The sequence below is a fragment of the Nostoc sp. genome (genome assembly GCF_036919895.1).
Lineage (GTDB): Bacteria > Cyanobacteriota > Cyanobacteriia > Cyanobacteriales > Nostocaceae > Nostoc.
In genome coordinates, this window is record NZ_JBALBW010000035.1 from 19347 (window position 1) to 40311 (window position 20965).

A 20965-nucleotide genomic window follows, 5' to 3' on the forward strand; every position below is an offset into this window, starting at 1 on the left:
GTTAAATCCAAATACCCACCAAAAAACATTCTAATTATGGCAATTGAGAACGGAAGAACAACAGCATCGGCTTACGTCAATACAGTCAATAACTCTGACAATAGAATAATCGTGCCTTTATTGACTGTAGGGGATGAAGTACCCCTACTGACTAACACGTTTGACATCGACGAAGCGCCCCAAGTTGACGCTACCCAAAAATTTGCCTTCACTGGTATTCCTGATGGCACAGGTGCTACTCAAGTAGCGATCGCCGGTAAAACCTACAACTATGTATGGTTGAATCAAGAACTAGGCGGCTCTGTCACAACAGATATTTCCAGCACATTTCCTGGTGAAAAAATCACTGGTGCGAGAGTATCGCTGTTTGTGTTTGACGAAAACTGGAAAGTCATCGGTGGTAAAAACCTAATTGACACCATAGTAGACTCAACTGGCACTTACATCTTAAATACTCAAACTGGTTTATACACCAGTGAGAATGGAGCAACCATTAGTCCTTTCGATCGCTTCTGCTCATCTTACCTAGCCCAATCCGGTTTCGTAGATGCTACTGGTACAGAGGTTCCCGTCTACTTTGCTCCCGAAGAAGGCAGTGATGCAAGTCGCGGTTGGGCAGTCACACCAGATGGCACAGCCCAAGCCCTTGACGGTTTAGGCCGCTACAGAAAAGAGAATGTAGTTGCAGCTTCTCAATATCGGGCAGAGAACTCCGACACAACAGTGTTGTTCGCATCAGAAGATAATGATGACGGCGAACTCTATATGTGGGTGGGCGAACAAACCACAGACGATCCCAATGGCTTTAAGAACGGAGATTTATATGTTCTGAGAGTCACTGGTGCAGAATTTGAGGGTGAACTGAGTGAAGGTACTCAAAAAGCTGCAACTTGGACAAAGGTTGATAAATCAGTCGTCTTCAATGCAGACGGCACACCAAAAATAAATGGTGTAGATTTAACAACCTTCGTTAACTCTGAAGACAATTCCACCAGCTTCCAGCGCATTGAAGATTTTGCCGAAGATCCGAGTAATCCTGGAACCTTCTATTTTGTCACCACAGGCACGAAAAATAAACAAGGTCAAGGAACAGCAGCCGGAGCAACTGATAATCCAGCTGAAGCAGAAGACCCTTATGGTAGACTTTACCGCTTTAAATTAAATACCTCCGATCCCACAGCCGGAATCAGTGACTTTGAACTGTTGTTAACAGGCGGTCCTGGCAAAGGTGTCAGCTACGACAACATTACAGTTGATAAATCTGGCAAAGTTCTGCTGATGGAAGATGAAACTTCCTTTGGTGGTGACGTGATGGCAGCAGAAAACCGGGAAGCTTCTGTTTGGTCTTTTGACCCCACCACTAAAGCTATCACTCGTATATTTGCTTTGAATGAAGATGCTGCTGGCACTGTGTACAATGACCCTGATGCTAAAGGACAGTGGGAAAGTTCTGGGATTATCGAAATTCCTTCAGTATCATTACCTGACAGCAGTGCTTACTTGTTTGATGTTCAAGCTCACACTGTCAAAAATAACGTAGCAGGTGCGCCAGACCAAAATATTCTCAACGGCAATTATGCAGAAAGTGGACAACTTGTAGCTGCAATTCCCCAAATTGCTCTAAAGCCAGTTCAAGATGGCAGAACGACCGATCCTGCTTATGTTAAGGCACTCGATGGGTCAAATTACAGACTTAATCAACTGTTGACAGTTGGTGATGAAATTCCCTTGCTACAAGGTGAGTTTGGTTCCTTTGTCCCCAGTGGTACTGAAAAGTATGCTTTTACAGGTATCCCTGATGGTTTAGGAATTTACGAGACTGCCAATGCTTACTATGTGTTTGTCAACCATGAGTTGAGCAACACTACTAAAACTGATTTCTCTAGCACAATTTCTGGACAAATTACAGGCGGTAGAGTTTCGCTACTCCAGTTTGACAAAAACTGGAAGTTAGTCGGTGGTAAAGACCTGATTGAGAATGTAGTTGACAGCAAAGGTAACGAGCTAGGTAAAATTACAGTTACATCTGATGCTGTAACCCAAACAGGTATTACCTTCGGTCGATTCTGTTCCGCCTATTTAGCAACTTCTGGCTTTGAAGGTGGGCCAATATTCTTTACCGCCGATGAGCAGAATGCTAATAGTTTAGGCTGGGCGGTAACAACTGATGGTACTGCTCAATCCATTGATGGTTTGGGTCGTTTTTCCAAAGAAAACGTCCTATCAGCATCTCAATATCGCGCCACCAACTCAGGTAAAACAGTTCTACTATCAACTGAAGACAATGGTGATGGCGAACTCTATATGTTCGTCGGTAATCAGACAGCAGAAGATCCCAACGGCTTGAAAGATGGCGATCTTTACGTGCTGAAGGTAACAGGATATGAAAATGAAAGCTTAGGAGAAGGTACAAAAGTCAAAGCTACCTGGACTAAGGTCGATCGCTCCGCAGTTTATGATACCAAAGGTACAGAAGACCGTGCAGACGATGAACTTCTCAATAGTGGAACTCCTTTGAGTGATTGGGTAAATGGTAGTGATAACGGAATACTCCGTTCGACAAACTTCCGTCGGATTGAAGACATAACCGAAGACCTAAACAATCCCGGCACTTTCTACTTTGTTACCACTGGAACAGAGGATCAACTGGCTAATGGCACTTTTGAAAATCCTTACGGTAAAGCTTATCGCTTTAGCTTGAACACAAGTGACCCAACAGCAGAGATTAGTAACTTTGAATTGGTGCTAACTGGTGGCCCAAATACAGGAGTAAGCTATGACAACGTAAGTGTTGATAGCAATGGCAAACTCTTACTTCAAGAAGATACAGCCGGTCTTGGTGGAGAAATCATCGATTCTCAGCAGCGTAACGATCGCGTTTGGTCTTACGATATTGCCACCGATACTGTTAAACCTCTGTTTGAAGTTGACCAAAATGCCCAAGGTACGGCTTTTAATGGTGACAACGGTTCCTGGGAAAGCTCTGGTATTATCGAAGCTGCTTCTAATCCTCAACTAGGTCGTAGTTCCTACCTATTCGATATCCAAGCTAGCGGCGTAGTTAATGGGGTAGATCCAAACCAGTTGAATGTACTCAATGGCGAACACAGTCGGGGTGGTCAAGTTGTACTTGCTACACCAGTACCCCAAGTTGAGTTAGTTGGTTATGCTTCCTTACCTGCTGATACCTTTAGTGATGGGCCAGCTTCTGGTGCAGATGTTTCAGCTAATGGCAGAACCGGGCCTTTCCCAGGACAGCCAGTTCAAGGCTTCAGTGGCGTTCAATTTGCTGACAATAACTCCTTCTACTTCCTGTCAGATAATGGTTATGGCAGCAAAGACAATAGTGCAGACTTTTTACTGCGGATTGATCGCTTAGACCCGAATTTTAAGGGAACAGAAAACGGCGATGGTAGCGTTAAAGTTTTAGACTACATTCAACTGTCTGACCCCAACCACAAAGTTCCTTTTGGAATTGTTAATGAAGGCACTAACAATAGATTCCTAACTGGTGCCGACTTTGATGTAGAATCATTTGTCTTTGACAAAGACGGGACAATTTGGGTAGGAGAAGAGTTTGGCCCTTATCTATTGCATTTTGATGCCACTGGTAAGTTGTTGGAAGCTCCTATCGCTACACCTGACCGATTCAAAACTTTAGATGGAGAAGCACCGAAAGTCATTGGTCATAGAGGTGCAGCTGGCTATCGTCCAGAACACACCTTAGAGTCTTATAAGCAAGCAATTGAGCGCGGTGCAGACTTTATTGAGCCTGATTTGGTTGTTACCAAAGATGGTGTATTAATTGCTCGCCACGAACCTGCTTTAGCACTTTTGAATGCTGATGGTACTGTCAATTTCAACAACACAACTACAGATGTTTACAAACATCCAGAGTTTGCCGATCGCAAGAAAACAGTAAGCTTAGATGGAACCCAACTTACAGGTTGGTTTGCTGAAGACTTCACTTTAGCTGAAATCAAGACTTTACGAGCAGAAGAGCGTCTACCTTTCCGAGATCATTCCTTCGACGATAAATTTGAAATTCCTACCTTCACGGAAATCATCAACCTGGTTAAGCAAGTAGAAGCCGACACAGGTAAAAAGATTGGCATCTACCCGGAAACGAAGCATCCTACCTATTTTGCTGATGAAGCCACTTATGTAGGCACTACTGACAAAGTTAACCAAAACACCAGTCAGTTACTAATTGACACCCTCAAGGCAAATAACTTCACCGATCCCAGTCGGATCTTCATCCAGTCTTTTGAAGTAAACAACCTCAAAGAACTGCATGATACCATCATGCCAGCAGCTGGAGTCGATATTCCCCTAGTTCAATTGCTAGATGCAAAGGACATTGACATCAATGGCAAAATCATCGAAAGTCAGCCTTATGATTTGAAGGTGAGTGGTGACACTCGCACTTATGGCGACTTGCGGACTCCCGAAGGCTTGGCTGAAGTTGCCACTTATGCTGATGGCATTGGCCCTTGGAAGCGGATGATTGTTAGTGTCAAAGGGACTGATGCGAATGGTGATGGCAAAGCCGATGATGTAAATGGCGATGGAGCAGTTAATGATGCTGATAAGACAACATTACCGCCCTCAACCTTAATTCTAGATGCTCACAATGCAGGTTTACAGGTTCATCCCTATACCTTCCGCGCCGAAGACCAGTATTTAGCAGCAGATTATAAAGGCGACCTAGCACTAGAAATTCAGCAGTTCTATCAATTAGGCGTAGATGCGCTATTTAGTGATTTCCCAGATATCGCGGATGGAGTACGCGATCGCCTCGTAGAAGATCCTCAGTATAATGTGGTGCGATCGCCACAAAACCCCGATGTTCTTTCAGGTGATGCCTTTGCTAACTTGGGTGGCTCTAAAGGTTTTGAAGGTGGAGCAATTAACGCCAGCAAAACCATGCTCTATATGCTGCTAGAGGGTACGGTTCAAGGCGATACTCCTGGCGCTTTGCGGATCAACGAATTTGATTTAGCCAACCACAAGTACACTGATAAAAAGCTGTACTACAGATTGGATAATGCTGCAAATGCGATCGGGGATTTAGCAGTCATTAATGACAATGAGTACTTAGTCATTGAACGGGATAATGGTCAGGGAGACTCAGCTAAATTCAAGAGAATTTACAAAATTGACTTGTCTAAAACAGATGCTAATGGCTACGTAGCTAAAGAAGAAGTTGCAGACTTGTTAAATATCCAAGACCCCAACGACCTGAACGGAGATGGTAAGACGACCTTTGACTTCCCATTCGTCACAATTGAAAATGTTTTAGTCGTTGAGAAAAACACCATTTTGGTAGCCAATGACAACAACTATCCTTTCTCTACAGGTCGTCCTGGAAACGATCCTCAAAATCCAGTCATAGATAACAATGAAATTCTACTGCTGAAGTTAGAGAAGCCCCTTAACCTTGCTCCTGGCTTAGGTCAACCTCAAGCTGAAGAAATTAACTTTGGCTCCACTACCAGCGATGATATTACCGTTGAGCCAAATCAAACCTTATTCACAGGCGACGGAGCAGATTTTGTAGAGGGTACTAAAGGTAACACAATCCAGACTGGAAACGGTGAAGACACGGTGTTAGTCGGCAGTGACTCTTCAGTGTCCACAGGAGAGGGTAACGATCAGATATTTATTGGTCAAAACGGCCCGGTTCAAAATACTACTGCTGATGGTGGCAATGGTAATGATGTTATTACCGTAGTGGAAGCCAGTGGTAGTAATAATTTACTTGGAGGCGCAGGTGCTGATACTCTCAAAGTAATTGAAGGTTCTCGTCAATCATTATTCGGTGGCTCAGGCAATGATACCCTTACCAGTGGCGGTAGCAATAACCGTCTCTACGGTGGTTCCGGTGATGACAAACTCTTCTCTAATTTCAATGATTCCCTGTCTGGTGGCGATGGTGATGATGTGCTATTTGCTGCTCAACAGGGCGGTAATCGCTTGAGTGGTGGTGCTGGTGCTGACCAATTTTGGATTGTTAACGCTAGTCTGCCAACTAGCAAGAACATCGTCACTGATTTTGCGAGCGGTATTGATAAAATCGGGCTGGGCGGGATTGGTGTAACTCAATTTAATAGCTTAACGTTATTGCAACAGGGTAGTGATACTTTGATTAAAGCCGGAAATACAGAGTTGGCTTCATTGGTGGGAATTACGTCAACTAGCCTCACAGCAAATGACTTTGTTTTCTCGGCTAGTGTGGTTTAGCCCAAACTGATTACAGCTTTAAATTCAACAACTAAGCTATAGTGATTTTGCTATTGCGGGGGAGTGATACTCCCTCGCTTTTTACATAGGCGATCGCACTTTCGTTATTATTAACTACATAGGGGTGTAATTAAAAGTGGTGGTTATTAGCACTTATTTCTTCAATCACTAGGTCATGTAAATTGATTTTTTAGTGCTTGTGAGAAATGCGGGAGTTAGGGTGCGGAAGGTGGGTTTAAATAGGATTGCTATACTACTGCTTCTTTAACAGACGCTGCACATAGCTTTATTTTCAGTATTAGTACGCAGTAATCAAAATTCAAAATACTTCTATTCTAGTTATTTTGACTGTTTCAACTAGTAGCCTAATTTACGCATAATATACTAGGTTCTAGTGAAATGAACGTAGGTATTTAAATGTGAAGAAAGAATCGATAATTAATGATACGCAAAGACAGCAAGTAATTCGTAAACTTAGCATAGCAAAACTGAAACCTTTAAAATTTGGTTTTGTTCTAGCAGCAGTATTGTGCAACTATCATCAAGCACTCGCGCAGACTTCCAATCCTCAACCATCACCACCGGGTCAGTTACCTGTCAATCCACTACCGTCGGATGTACTACCACAGCTACCAAACCAAGAGCAATTACTTCCTGCGCCACAACTACCAGAACAGCTAACTCCAGAAGAGGACGATCCTAATGTCAAATTTCGGGTCGATCGCATTGAAGTTGTTGGTAGTACAGTTTTCCAACCAGAAGATTTTGCTCCGATTACGGCTCCCTTTCTAGGACGGGAAGTATCGTTTGCAGAGTTATCGCAAGTCAAAGATGCGATCGCCAAACTCTACACTGATCAGGGCTATGTAACTACTGGGGCTTTAATTAAACCACAGACAGTAGAAGCTGGAGTCATTCAAATTCAGATAGTTGAAGGCAGTTTGTCAGAAATCAAAATTGTTGGCAATCGCCGATTGCGTAGTCAATATATTCGCGATCGCATTCGACTCGGTGCTGGAACACCCTTGAATGTACCGCGTTTAATAGAAAAATTACAACTGCTTCGCCTCGATCCGCACATTAAAAACCTATCAGCTGAGTTGCAGATGGGTGTAGTTCCCGGAACTAATATATTGCAGGTAGAGGTTCAAGAAGCCGATACTTTCTCGCTCACAACAACTTTAGATAATGGGCGATCGCCAAGTGTTGGCAGTTTTCGTCGCGCAGTAAATTTGCAAGAAGCCAATTTACTGGGTTTTGGCGACACGCTGAGTGTGGGATACGCTAATACCGATGGCAGTAATACAATCAATCTGAATTACACATTGCCAATTAATCCTCGCAATGGCACCGTCTGGGTTGATTTTAACCAAGGGTGGAACCGAGTAATTGAAAAACCATTCAGCGTCCTGGATATTCAGTCAAACACTAGGTCTTACGAATTCGGTTATCGCCAACCAATAATACAAAAGCCAACTCAGGAATTAGCGGTGGGGCTATCGTTCTCACGCCAAGATAGTCAAACAGAGTTAGGTCTTGATAATATTGGCGGGTTTCCTTTATCCCCTGGCGCAGATGCCAACGGAAAAACCAAGATTTCCGCCCTGCATTTTACTCAAGAATATACCCAACGCAGCAATAAACAAGTTTTTGCAGCGCGATCGCAATTTAGCGTCGGGGTAGATTGGTTCGATGCCAGTGTCAATGAAAATGCCCCAGATAGCCGCTTTTTTGCTTGGCGAGGCCAGACGCAATGGGTACGGCAATTGGCACCAGACACGCTATTTTTAGCCAGAGGCGATTTACAACTAGCAGCAGATTCCCTAGTACCTTTAGAGCAATTTGGTCTTGGCGGACAGCAAAGTGTTAGGGGCTATCGCCAAGATGCATTACTTGCAGACAATGGCCTACTATTTTCGGCAGAATTGCGGTTGCCTATTGTACGTGCGCCCAAAATGAGAGGATTACTACAACTGACACCCTTTATTGATGTCGGCACAGGTTGGAATAATAAGGGCAACAATCCATCACCTAGTACTTTGGTAGGTACTGGTTTAGGGCTGCTGTGGAAACAAGACAATAGCCTCTCAGTTCGTTTGGATTGGGGTATTCCTCTGATATCAGTGGAAGGTGAAAAGCGTAGTCTCCAGGAAAATGGTTTGTATTTCTCGGTGCAGTATTCGCCGTTTTAATAGAGGCTCGGCGATCTCAAGGTACTTGGGAATTTAGGGAATTTGCAATGTTGAGTAAAAAGTGCGAACTAAATAATGAAAATCACCTCTCTAGGCTTAGTAAATAGCATATTCAGAAGTGCGATCGCTTTGGGTGTTACACTCGTCTGGTGCAGCGCCACTAACGCCCAAGTGACACCCGACGGCACTCTCAATACTACAGTCTCCCAAAATGGCAATAACTTTACCATTATCAACGGTACTCAGCGCGGCAATAACCTATTCCATAGCTTCAGTCAGTTCTCTATACCTACAGGTGGTTCTGCCCTATTCGACAATGCGATAGATGTGCAAAATATCTTCAGCCGTGTCACAGGCGGTAGCATATCAAATATCGATGGGCTGATCGGTGCCAACGGTAGCGCTAATTTATTCCTGCTTAATCCTGCGGGGATTCTATTCGGGTCTAACGCTCAATTGAGTATTGGGGGTTCTTTTGTAGGGACAACTGCCAATAGTGTAGTATTTGCCGACGGGTTGAAGTTTAGTGCAACTGATACTACATCACCTGCTTTACTGACTATCAACGTTCCCGTTGGCTTACAATTTGGCAGCAATCCGGGGTCAATTACCGTTCAAGGAATGGGACACAATGCCCAATTAGACAGCTCGCTTCAGGTTTCTGGACTAAATCTCGGTACAAGAGGATTACAGTTACAATCTCAAAAAACCCTAGCATTAGTGGGTGGGAATATTACCTTGGATGGAGGCTTGCTCTCCGCACCCGGAGGACAAATACAATTGGGTAGCATCACCAGTGGCAACATCGTTCTCAATTCCACTCCTCAAGGATTTACCCTGAACTATCCCGATGCTACGAGTTTTGGCAATATTGAGATCGCCAAACGAGCTTTAGCATCTACACGCGATCTCACTGGCGCAAGTGGAGGAAGCATCCAAATTCAGGGGAAACAAGTCAGCATCCGAGATGGTTCCCTAAATATTAGTCCAAAATCGCAGCAACCAAACCGCTGGTGATATTGTAATTAATGCTACAGATGTATTGAACATCATCGGTAAGTCTCCTGATTTTAAGAGTTCCAGCAGTTTAATTAATGAAACTGTATCTTCAGGTGCGGCAGGAAATGTTATTGTTACGACCCCACAATTGAATATCGAGCAGGGTGGGTATATCTATAACCGTACTTTTAGTACAGCAGGGGGTGGCAATATTGTAGTAAATACCGATCAAATGCGGGTCAACGGTTTTGCATTTGGCGATCCTTCTCCTTTTCGCTCGGTAAGCCAGATATTAGCCGCTTCTTATGGGACTGGGAAAGGTGGAAATGTTGCCATCTCCACTAAAAACCTGTCTGTTTTAGCTGGAGGCAACATAGCAGCAAGACCCTACAGTTCAGGTAATGGTGGCGATCTGACTGTGAAGGCAGATAGAATTCAGGTGACAAATGAGGGAGCGCCAAAGGGTTTTATTTTAGTCTGTTATCTACTGCTACATTTGGGTCTGGTAATGCAGGGAATTTAAAAATCGATACCCGCACACTGTCCGTTGAAGGTGGTGGCAGAGTGTCAGCTTCTAGCATAGTTTTAGGAAATGCGGGTTCGCTTACCGTCAATGCTTCTGAATCGATTGATGTAAATGGTGTAGAAGATGCAGAAAATCCCAGCTATATTGGTACTGCTGTTCGTCCTGTTTTTGGAGTTTCCCGCGCTAGTTCGGGTAACACCACGATTAACACCCCACTTCTTAACATCAGTAATGGTGGAACAGTTTTTGTCCAAAACCTTGGCTTAGGTAAAGCTGGTACCCTGAACATTCAGGCGAACACTTTACGACTCGACAATGGGGCTAGCATTTCCGCATCTACAAAAGCAGGCGGAGGTGGTAACACTAATTTACAACTGCGGGATCTACTACTAATACGTCATGGCAGCTTTATCAGTGCAGAAGCAGGAGGCAGTGGTGATGGTGGCAATATCACGCTTAATGCTCCCAACATTGTGGGTTTAGAAAACAGTGACATTATTGCCAATGCTGTGAAAGGAAAGGGTGGCAATATTCAAATCACAACCCAAGGGATTATCGGACTCAAATTCCGTCCCGAACTCACTCCCGAAAATGATATTACCGCCAGTTCTCAATTTGGTGTGAGTGGCACGGTTCAAATCAATAACATTGGTATCGATCCAAACTCTGGGTTAGTTGAACTACCCGCGAATATCACCGATCCATCGCAGCAAATTGCCACAGGTTGTTCTGCAAATCAAGGTAGTAGTTTTGTCGCCACGGGGCGGGGTGGAATACCCCAAAATCCAAATCAGGAAGTGAGGAGCGATCGCACTTGGTCTGATATTCGCAATTTAAACGCATATCGTCAAAATAGTCCAGTCACAGCCAAAATACCAGAAACTCAAAAATCTTTAGTGCAAGCAACTTCTTGGCGACGTAATGCACAAGGGAAAATTGAATTAGTTGCAGATAAATCTTCTGCTGTGCAACAACCATTAACTTGTGCTGCGGTTACTAAAAGCTAATTTGAGGGAATCCTAAGTACAAGTCTAAATGGAGATGGTGTAAATGAAGGTAACTTCTTTGTGCTTGGGTTTGATCAGTGGAATCTTGATAGGTGGGATGATTTTCCCTGCAAATGCTCAGGTAACATCAGATGGCACAACTCACACCATCGTCAACTCAAGTGGTAATAATTTTAATATTATCAATGGGATTGAAAAAGGTAATAATTTATTTCATAGTTTTAGTAATTTCTCTTTACCCACTGGTGGTTCGGCGACATTCGATTTAACTAATACCCCAAATATTACAACTATATTTAGTCGAGTAACTGGTGAAAATGCTTCTAATATTGATGGCTTGATTCAGACTCTTAACGGTAATCATCCTGCCAGTTTATTTTTGATGAATCCTAACGGAATTATATTTGGGCAAAATGCTAGATTAAATATTGGTGGTTCATTTGTGGGAACTACTGCTAATAGTATTAAGTTCGCAGATGGAACTGAATTTAGTGCAGTGAATGGGAATAATTCACCATTATTGACAATGAGCGTACCCATTGGTTTGCAATTGGGTAATTCTACAAGTCAGATTCAGGTACAAGGTCAAGGTAATGATAGCATTGTGCCTACAAGTAACTTGGGAATAGTCGGCTCTCCGGGAACAACCATCGCCTTAGTTGGAGGAGATGTTACGTTTACGGGCGGTGTAATTACTGCCCTTGCGGGTCGAATTGAAGTGGGTGCAGTGGGTAGCGGGATTGTAGATTTGACTCCCACTCCCACAGGATGGCAATTAGGTTATACGCAAGTTGAAAATTTTCGAGATATAAAATTTAGTGGGCTTTCATCTCTGTGGAATCCCGATTTTTTGGGTAATCCTTTTGGGGGTATTCAAGTTGTAGGGCGAGATATCACCTTAGATCAATCCCAAATTGCCGCCGCCACTGTAGGAAGTGGGCAGGGTGGTAATATTACAGTGAGTGCAGAGCGATCGCTCTTGTTGGCTGGTGTAAATCCTTCTGCTCAAGCTCCCAGTTCCTGGATTGTCAATCAGGTGACTCCAGGGGCGACTGGAAACGGGGGAGAAATAAAAATTAAAGCTGGTAATTTGACTTTACAAGATGGTGCAGGCATTGAAACCCTTAGCTTAGGTACAGGAGCAGCAGGTAAAGTGGAAGTCGTAGCAGATACCATTACAGCTAGTGGTGTCATCGCTCTGCAATCTCCCTTCTTTGCATATACCGATCTTAATAGCCGAATTGCCAGTCAAGTCTATGGAGCCGGAAATGGGGGAGATGTTTCCTTGGTGGCTCGACAACTCATACTGGAAGAGGGTGCTTCAGTCGCAACATACGTCTTCCCAGGAGCAACTGGACGGGGTGGAAATATTTCGATTGATGTCGCAGATGATATTTATGCCTTGCGAGCGAATGCCATTGGGTTTCAGACCAGTGGTATTATTGCTGCCACACTTGGAATTGGTGATAGTGGCAACATTGAGGTTTCTTCAGACAAATTAAATCTCATTGATGGAGGAACAATTAGCACCATTACTTCTCGCTTGCCAGGAATACCTGGTACAGGAATTGGCAACGCTGGAGATATTACCTTAGCTGTACGTGAAGCGAGCAATGTAATTGGAGTATCACCCATTTCTACCTCCCAAAACAGCTTTATTGGCAGTCTCAGCACTGGCTCTGGCAATACTGGCAATATTTTAATAACGACACCATTACTATCTATACAAGATGGTGCTACCTTGGGAGTGATTACTGTACCAGTGATTGGTGAACTTGGAGACCCCAACCAAGTAACTAATCTGGGGAGTAATGGTTCTGTTACTTTAAATGTAGCCGATCGCTTAACTGTTAGCGGTCTCAGTCCTATAACTGGCGGTAGTAGTACTTTAAGTAGCGCCAACTATAGCAGTTCCAAACCTGGAGATGTCACAATCACAACCAATCAATTGCTCGTTCTTAATGGTGGGATCATCAGTAACACGACTGTGGGAACTGGTGACGCTGGAACTTTGACAATCCAAGCCAACGACATTCTGATAGATGGTGAAAATAATTTTGCAGCGATCATTGCTAGCGCCCCCCTTTTGGATGCTAGTACTCGTAGCTTGTTTAAGCTTCCAGACTCTCCCACAGGTAATACAGGTGTTATCAACATCAATACTCAGCAATTAACCCTCCGTAATCAAGGTATTATCAGCGTCACTCATCAAGGTGTTGGTAATGCCGGAGAGTTAAACATCCAAGCCGACCGATTATTTTTAGATACTGGGGCAATTACTGCGACTACGGTATCTGGAAAAGGCGGTAACATCAATTTAGCATTAACAAATATACTTTTGAGTCGTAATGGTAGTCAAATTAATGTCGAAGCAGGTAGTAATGGTAATGGTGGCAATATCAACATCAATGCTCCGGTGATTGTTGGGTTAGAAAACAGCGATATCATTGCCAATGCTTTGAATGGTAATGGTGGCAATATCAACATTACTACTCAGGGCATCTTTGGCTTAAAATTCCGTAACCAACTCACCCCAGAAAGTGATATTACAGCGAGTTCCCAATTTGGAGTTAGCGGTACAGTCCAAGTTAATAATATTGGTGTTGACCCCAATTCTGGTTTAGTTGAACTACCTGCAAACTTAGTAGATTCCTCCCAAAAAATTGCCGCAGGTTGTGCAGATACAAGTGGTAGTAGTTTTGTCGCTACAGGGAGAGGTGGGATACCCCAAAATCCCAGTCAGGATGTGAGGAGCGATCGCACTTGGTCTGATATCCGCAATTTGAACGCATATCGTCAAACTAGCCCAGTCACAGCCAAAATACCAGAAACTCCAGAATCTTTAGTGCAAGCAACTTCCTGGCGACGTAATGCACAAGGAAAAATTGAATTAATTGCAGATAAATCTATTGCGCCAATACAACAATTATTGACTTGTGCTGCGGTTACTAAAAGCTAATTTGAGGGAATCCTAAGTACAAGTCTAAATGGAGATGGTGTAAATGAAGGTAACTTCCTTGTGCTTGGGTTTGATCAGTGGAATATTGATAGGTGGGATGATTTTTCCTGCAAATGCACAAGTCACATCAGATGGCACAACTAACACCGTTGTCAACTCAAGTGGTAATAATTTTAATATTCTCAATGGTATTGAAAAAGGTAATAATTTATTTCACAGTTTTAGTAACTTTTCTATACCCACTGGCGGTTCGGCGACATTCGATTTAATTAATACGCCAAATATTAAAACTATATTTAGTCGAGTAACTGGTGGAAATGTTTCTAACATTGATGGCTTGATTCAGACTCTTAACGGTAATTATCCTGCCAGTTTATTTTTGATGAATCCTAACGGGATTATATTTGGTCAAAATGCCAGTCTGAATATTGGTGGTTCGTTTGTGGTAACTACTGCTAATAGTATTAAATTCGCAGATGGGACTGAATTCAGTGCCGTGAATGGGAATAATTCACCATTATTGACGATGAGTGTACCTATTGGCTTGCAACTTGGGGCAAATGCTGGAGCGATACAAGTGCAAGGTGCGCCTGCCAACAATTTCTTTTTTCGGATGCCAACATTGTCAACACTACCAAATCAAACATTGGCACTGATTGGGGGACAAATTGATATCAACAGTGCTAATCTCTCCGCACCCGATGGCCATGTGGAATTGTGGGCGATGCAAAATGGTACTGTGAGTATACCTTCTTCTGGTAAATGGCAATTGGCGAGTTCATCCACTTTGCCAACATGGGGCAACGTCACCCTGCGCGAATCATCCTCTATTGATACCAGTGGTGGGACAGGGGGTGCAATTAATATCCGAGGGCGCGGATTAACCTTACAGGATGGCTCAAATATAGCATCGTCTACTGGCGCGAATGGTAAAGGACAGGGTATCAATGTCCAGACGACAGAATTTGTAGATTTAATGGGTATCTCTAATCCTACAAATTATACACCTCCTGGCTTAAGCACCAGTGTAACTGGAAGTGGAGCGATCGCCGGAGATATCACAATTGACACTCAACTGCTGCGCCTTGCCAATAGCGCATGGATAAGCTCCATCAACTATGGCTTTGACTTTTTTACCTTCGCTCCAATCAATAACGCCAAAACGGGCAATATTACGGTGCGAGCTACGGATGTGGAAGTTGGTGGTTACACGCCATTTCCCAATCCATTTACAGGTGCCTATGTCCCAGGAGCAATTACAACGCTAGTTACAGGGGGGCAACAGAATGATAGTGGTGCAATTACGGTAAATGCTGAACGGGTACGACTGCTTGATGGGGGACGCATCAGCAGCGATTTACTAGGATTACTTGATTTCTTTACCGGACAGCCGAATATTACGACAGGTAAGGCAGGAGATATCTCCGTGACGGCGACTCAGAGCCTGGAAGTTCGTGGCACAACCTCAGCTAGTTTTAGCAGTGCGATCATTAGTTCAATTCAAAACCTTGTTGATGGAGAGGGGGGTAATATTACGATTAACGCTGGACAACTTGTCCTTGCTGGCGGTGGAACCATCTCTAGCGCAATTTCAGGGAGTCCAATTGATACACTTGCAGGTAGAGGCACAGCGGGGAACATCAATATTACAGCAACAGAAGTACAAGTCAGTGATCCCGTGCTTGATCTTTATAGCCAAGCCCTCAGTGGTATCACTGTTGCACTAGGAGAGAATGCAGAAGGTCAGGGTGGTAATATCAATTTGCAAGCAGAAAACTTGCGGGTGTTCAACGGTGGGCAGATTACCTCATCTAGTCAGGGGCTGGGAAATGCGGGGAATGTTAACCTACAAGTTAAAAATATTGACATACAAGGAATTTCCCAAACCCTATTTAATGGTAGTCAATTACCCAGTGCTATTACCGCATCTTCTACCACTAGTTTTGCCGCAGGATCTGTAAATATTAAATCTGATACTGTGCGTGTCCGCGATGGGGCAGAAATAACAGTTAGTAATATAGGAAGCGGAGACGCAGGTAATCTTAACATCAGCGCTGATAATATTCTCTTAGATAATAAGGCAAGTCTGCGTTCTGAAGTCAATGGAGGTAGTCAAGGGAACATTCAACTCCAAGCAAATAATGTTCTGCTACTACGACGAGGTAGTAATATTACAACTAATGCTGGTAGTGGTTCTACAGGGGGAAATATTGATATTATCGCTGGGACAATTGTGGCGCTTCCCAACGAAAACAGTGATATTGTTGCTAATGCGGTACTCGGAAGTGGTGGAAATATCAACATTACCACCCAAGGTATTTTCGGTTTACAATTCCGCGACCAACTTACTTTGGAAAGTGATATTACAGCCAGTTCCCAATTTGGAGTTAACGGAACGGTAGATATTAACAATTTTGGCGTTGACCCCAATTCTGGTTTAATCGAACTACCTGCAAACTTAGTAGATCCGTCCCAAAAAGTTGCCGCAGGTTGTGCAGATACAAGTGGTAGTAGTTTTGTTGCTACAGGGAGAGGGGGAATACCAGAAAATCCTAGTCAGGAAGTGAGGAGCGATCGCACTTGGTCTGATATTCGCGATATCTCTGCATTCCAGAAAACTAGCACAGTTACAGCACAAATCCTCGAATCTCCAGAAGTTATTCTCCAAGCTACTTCTTGGCATCGCAATGCTCAGGGCAAAATTGAATTAATCGCAGATAAATCTCCTGCTCAAGTAAAGACAGCATTAACCTGTGCCGCGGTTCCTAGATAACCGTACTTGTTAGGCTGAATTAAGACTCTGCAATGTTAGTTCGCAAGCATAATTTTCCTGTACAGTCAGCTTTTTGGGTTTTAAAATGGCAACTGCTTAAAAGGTACTGGACAACCAAACTTGACTATCCGAATTTGATAGACAAACAAATCTGAACTGATAGTTCCAAACTATAGCTGGGCAATATAAGCATATTGCTTTACCTGGCATTTGTGGAGAGTATCAGTGATTTTTATGATTTTCTCAAGCAAACAAAATCGTTGGCTTTATCTGTGTTTAAGTATTTTAAGCTTGTGTTTGGCAGTGACGATTACTCCTGCAAAAGCATCTGTGCAAGCATCAACAACTTCTACCCTGAATGCCTCCGCATTCCCTTCCCAAGCTAACAATTGGTTAGAACAGGGACGCAACCTCTACAATTCAGGACGCTTTGCTGAAGCGGTGAAGATTTGGCAAACAGCAGCGCAACAGTACCATACTCAAGGCGATCGCACTAATGAAGCCATCAGTTTAAGTTACCTCTCATTGGCACAACAAGAACTCAACCAATGGGAAGCAGCTAAACAATCTATCGAACAAAGTGTAAAACTTTTACAAACAACTAAACCCTCTGCCGATGCCATTATCTGGGCGCAAGTACTGAATACTCAAGCAAATTTAAAACTACGTACAGACAAAGCTGAAACCGCCCTAGAGATTTGGCAACAAGCTCAAAAATATTATGAGCAAGCGGGCGATAAAATGGGGAGCTTAGGCAGTCAAATCAACCAGGCACAAGCCTTACAAAGTTTGGGATTTTACCGCCGATCAAAACAACAGTTGGAGGCACTGACGCAAAAGCTGGCAGCAATGCCAGATTCGGAAATCAAAGTTAGTGGGTTGCGATCGCTAGGTTTGGCTTTATACGCGATCGGTGATACCCGAAGCCAGCAAGTTTTAGAACAAAGTTTAGCCACAGCCAACAAAATTGCCGCTAAAACTCAGTTAAGTTCGATTCTTTCGAGCTTGGGGAAAGTTGCCTCTGACTTAAAAGATCCAGAAGCAGCATTAAATTACTTTGAAGATGCTCAAACAGCAGCTACAAACCCAAATGAAGCTTTACAAGCGCGTTTAGCTCATTTCAAATTATTGGTGGATTACAACAAACTGGAATATGCCATTGCCCTAGCACCTCAATTACGACAACAGTTATCAGAACTAGCACCCAGTCATAGTTCCCTGAATGCAGCGATTAATTTTGTCGCCACCTTGAATCGCTTGGAAAACCCGGAGCGAGTTTTACCAAGCCAAGATTTGGCACAACTGATGGCAGATACAGTTAAGTCTGCCGAAAAAATTCAGGATGGAACCGCCCAAGCCTATGCATTGCAACAGTGGTCACAACTCTACCGTCGGACAAAACAATTATCTGAGGCACAGGAACTAGCCCAGAAATCTCTCAATATTGCTCGTCAACTCCAAGCTGACGATCTCATTGCTCAATCAGCATGGCAAGTAGGAAAGTTATATAAACAACAGGGCGATCGTCAACAAGCAATTACAGCCTATACGGAAGCAGTTAAGTCATTAAAGGCACTGCGAAGGGATATGGTTGGTGTCAACCCCGATGTGCAATTTTCTTTCCGCGAAAGTGTGGAGCCTGTCTATCGAGAACTGGTGGGTTTACTTCTGGACGATCAACCAACCCAGGCTGCATTAACACAAGCGCGAGACTTGATTGAATCACTGCAAATCGCCGAACTTGATAACTTTTTCCGCGAAGCTTGTTTAGATAAAGCCCAGCAAATTGACCAAGTTGACCCCGCAGCCACGGTTCTTTATCCGATTATCTTAAGCGATCGCTTAGGAATAATTCTCTCCCAAGCCGGACAACCACTGCGTTACTATGTTACTCAAAAATCTAAAGCTGAAATTGAGCAAACTCTAGATAATTTCTTAGTCGCTCTCAACCCAGTCTCAGACTCAACAGTTCGGGATCGATTGTCCCGACAGATTTATGACTGGCTGATTCGTCCAGCAGAAGTAGACCAAGTTTTCAAAAATACTCAGACATTGGTATTTGTTTTGGATGGTCGATTGCGGAACATTCCAATGGCAGCTCTCTATGATGGTAATCAATATCTAATTGAGAAGTATGCTGTGGCGCTCTCTCCGGGATTGCAACTGATGGCGGCGCGATCGCAAAACCACATTGATGCAATTGTTGGGGGTATCAGTCAATCTCGTGCTGGTTTTAGTGCTTTGCCGGCTGTGGAATCAGAAGTCAAGCAAATCTCCCAAACAGTGCCATCTTCGATGTTACTCAACCAACAATTCACAATTCAAGCCCTGGCCGATCGCGTCAAATCCAGTAATGCCAATATTATCCATCTAGCAACCCACGGACAATTTAGCTCCCGTCTCGAAGATACCTTTTTACTGACGTGGGATGGACGACTGAATGTGAAGGAGTTGTCCGAACTCCTGAAAAATCGTAGTGGTAATTCATCAAAAGCGATCGAATTATTGGTACTGAGTGCCTGTGATACTGCAACCGGAGACGATCGCGCCGTTCTGGGATTAGCAGGCTTGGCTGTCAAATCCGGTGCGCGTTCCACTATTGCCACACTTTGGCCAGTCAAAGATAAAGCCGCCCAAATGCTGATGACTCGCTTCTATGACCAACTACGGCAACCCAAAATCACTAAAGCTGAAGCACTACGGCAAGCACAAATTAACATGATTCGCCAAACTGATTTCCGCAATCCGTTCTTTTGGTCTACCTTTGTTTTGGTTGGCAATTGGCTTTAAATACGTAATAATACTGTACTAGTATGCAATAAAAAACAGCTATTTTATGGAATTTTAGCCTAAATTCTTATATAAGTCGTTGGATTTTCTAGTTTCCACTATGAACCAGAAAGTTTAAGCTGCTCCTGAATAATGTAGCGGTGAGCGCTCTCAATTTCACCCGATCCAATTTTATATTATGTAGATGCGATCGCTAATCAAGCCTTTGCATAAATCCTAGATTCTTCGTGTATTAGTATATTTACTGAGGGGTTAGTAAAATTTAGACAATAAACTAGATAATGCATCCCTCACCTTGCTAATAAAGAATATTACCAATAAACCATCAATCTCAAGAGAAGCAGATGTGAGGCAACCAGATATCATACTTCAAAACAATTAATTATGAGTGCATCATTTACAAGTGCAACTAACTTCTTAGCTGGGACAAATCCCAATTCCGTTACCGTGGCAGATATTGACGGTGACGGTAAAAAGGACTTGGTGATTGCTAACTCTGGTGATGACAATCTCTCGGTGCTGTTGAACGATGGCAGTGGTGGCTTTGGCGCTCCCACCAACTACACAGTCGGGGTGAGTCCTAGTTTTGTTGCTGTAGCCGACTTTGACGGTGACAGCAAACTAGACTTTGTGGTAACGAACTCCGGTGATAACAATGTATCGGTGCTGCTAAACGATGGCAGTGGCGGCTTTGGAACACCCACCAACTTTGCTGTCGGGACAAATCCCAATTCCGTTACCGTGGCAGATTTTGATGGTGACGGTAAACTCGATTTGGTAGTAGCTAATTCCGATGACAACAATGTATCGGTGCTGCTGAACGATGGCAGTGGTGGCTTTGGAACACCCACGAATTTTACAGTCGGGACAAATCCCCGTTCTGTTGCCGTGGCAGATTTTGATGGTGACGGTAAACTCGATTTGGTAGTAGCTAATTCCGATGACAACAATGTATCGGTGCTACTAAACGATGGTAGTGGTGGCTTTGGCACACCCACGAATTTTACAGTCGGGACAAATCCCCGTTCTGTTGCCGTGGCAGATTTTGATGGTGACGGTAAACTCGATTTGGTAGTAGCTAATTCCGATGACAACAATGTATCGGTGCTACTGAACGATGGTAGTGGCGGCTTTGGAACACCCACCAACTTTGCTGTCGGTACAAATCCCCGTTCTGTTGCCGTGGCAGATTTTGATGGTGACGGTAAACTCGATTTGGTAGTAGCTAATTCCGATGACAACAATATATCGGTGCTACTGAACGATGGTAGTGGTGGCTTTGGCACACCCACGAATTTTACAGTCGGGAAAAATCCTGAGTCTGTTGCGCTGGAAGACTTGAATGGTGACAGCAAGCTGGATTTGATAATAGCTAACTTTGATCAATACCATTGCCAATTTATGAGGGTTCAACGCCTGTAGAAACGGGATGAATACGACCTAAAGCAGTAAGCTTGGCAAAAATCTGGGTTAATA

6 protein-coding genes and 1 pseudogene are annotated in these 20965 nt (G+C 43.6%); all 7 read left to right on the plus strand.

The features are described from left to right. The first annotated feature begins 36 nt into the window (after positions 1-36). Positions 37-6243 carry an esterase-like activity of phytase family protein gene (locus V7K55_RS06345; protein ID WP_334829309.1) on the plus strand — a complete coding sequence of 2069 codons (6207 nt, stop codon included), beginning with the start codon at positions 37-39 and terminating at the stop codon, positions 6241-6243. Between the two features lie 419 nt (positions 6244-6662). After that, a complete protein-coding gene (locus V7K55_RS06350; RefSeq protein WP_334829311.1) occupies positions 6663-8435 on the plus strand; it encodes a ShlB/FhaC/HecB family hemolysin secretion/activation protein in 1773 nt (590 codons plus the stop codon). A gap of 75 nt (positions 8436-8510) precedes the next feature. Next, positions 8511-10967, plus strand: a pseudogene (locus V7K55_RS06355) (two-partner secretion domain-containing protein). Positions 10968-11010: 43 nt separating this feature from the next. Further along, a complete protein-coding gene (locus V7K55_RS06360; protein WP_334829313.1) occupies positions 11011-13926 on the plus strand; it encodes an S-layer family protein in 2916 nt (971 codons plus the stop codon). A 43-nt stretch (positions 13927-13969) separates the two neighbouring features. Next, positions 13970-16699, plus strand: coding sequence for an S-layer family protein (locus tag V7K55_RS06365; RefSeq protein ID WP_334829315.1), 2730 nt, complete (start codon positions 13970-13972; stop codon positions 16697-16699). 234 nt (positions 16700-16933) lie between these two features. Further along, the gene (locus V7K55_RS06370; protein ID WP_334829317.1) at positions 16934-19489 is read left to right on the plus strand and encodes a CHAT domain-containing protein; all 2556 of its coding nucleotides are present in this window, start codon (positions 16934-16936) and stop codon (positions 19487-19489) included. A 384-nt stretch (positions 19490-19873) separates the two neighbouring features. After that, the gene (locus V7K55_RS06375; RefSeq protein WP_334829319.1) at positions 19874-20911 is read left to right on the plus strand and encodes a VCBS repeat-containing protein; all 1038 of its coding nucleotides are present in this window, start codon (positions 19874-19876) and stop codon (positions 20909-20911) included. Positions 20912-20965: the final 54 nt, after the last annotated feature.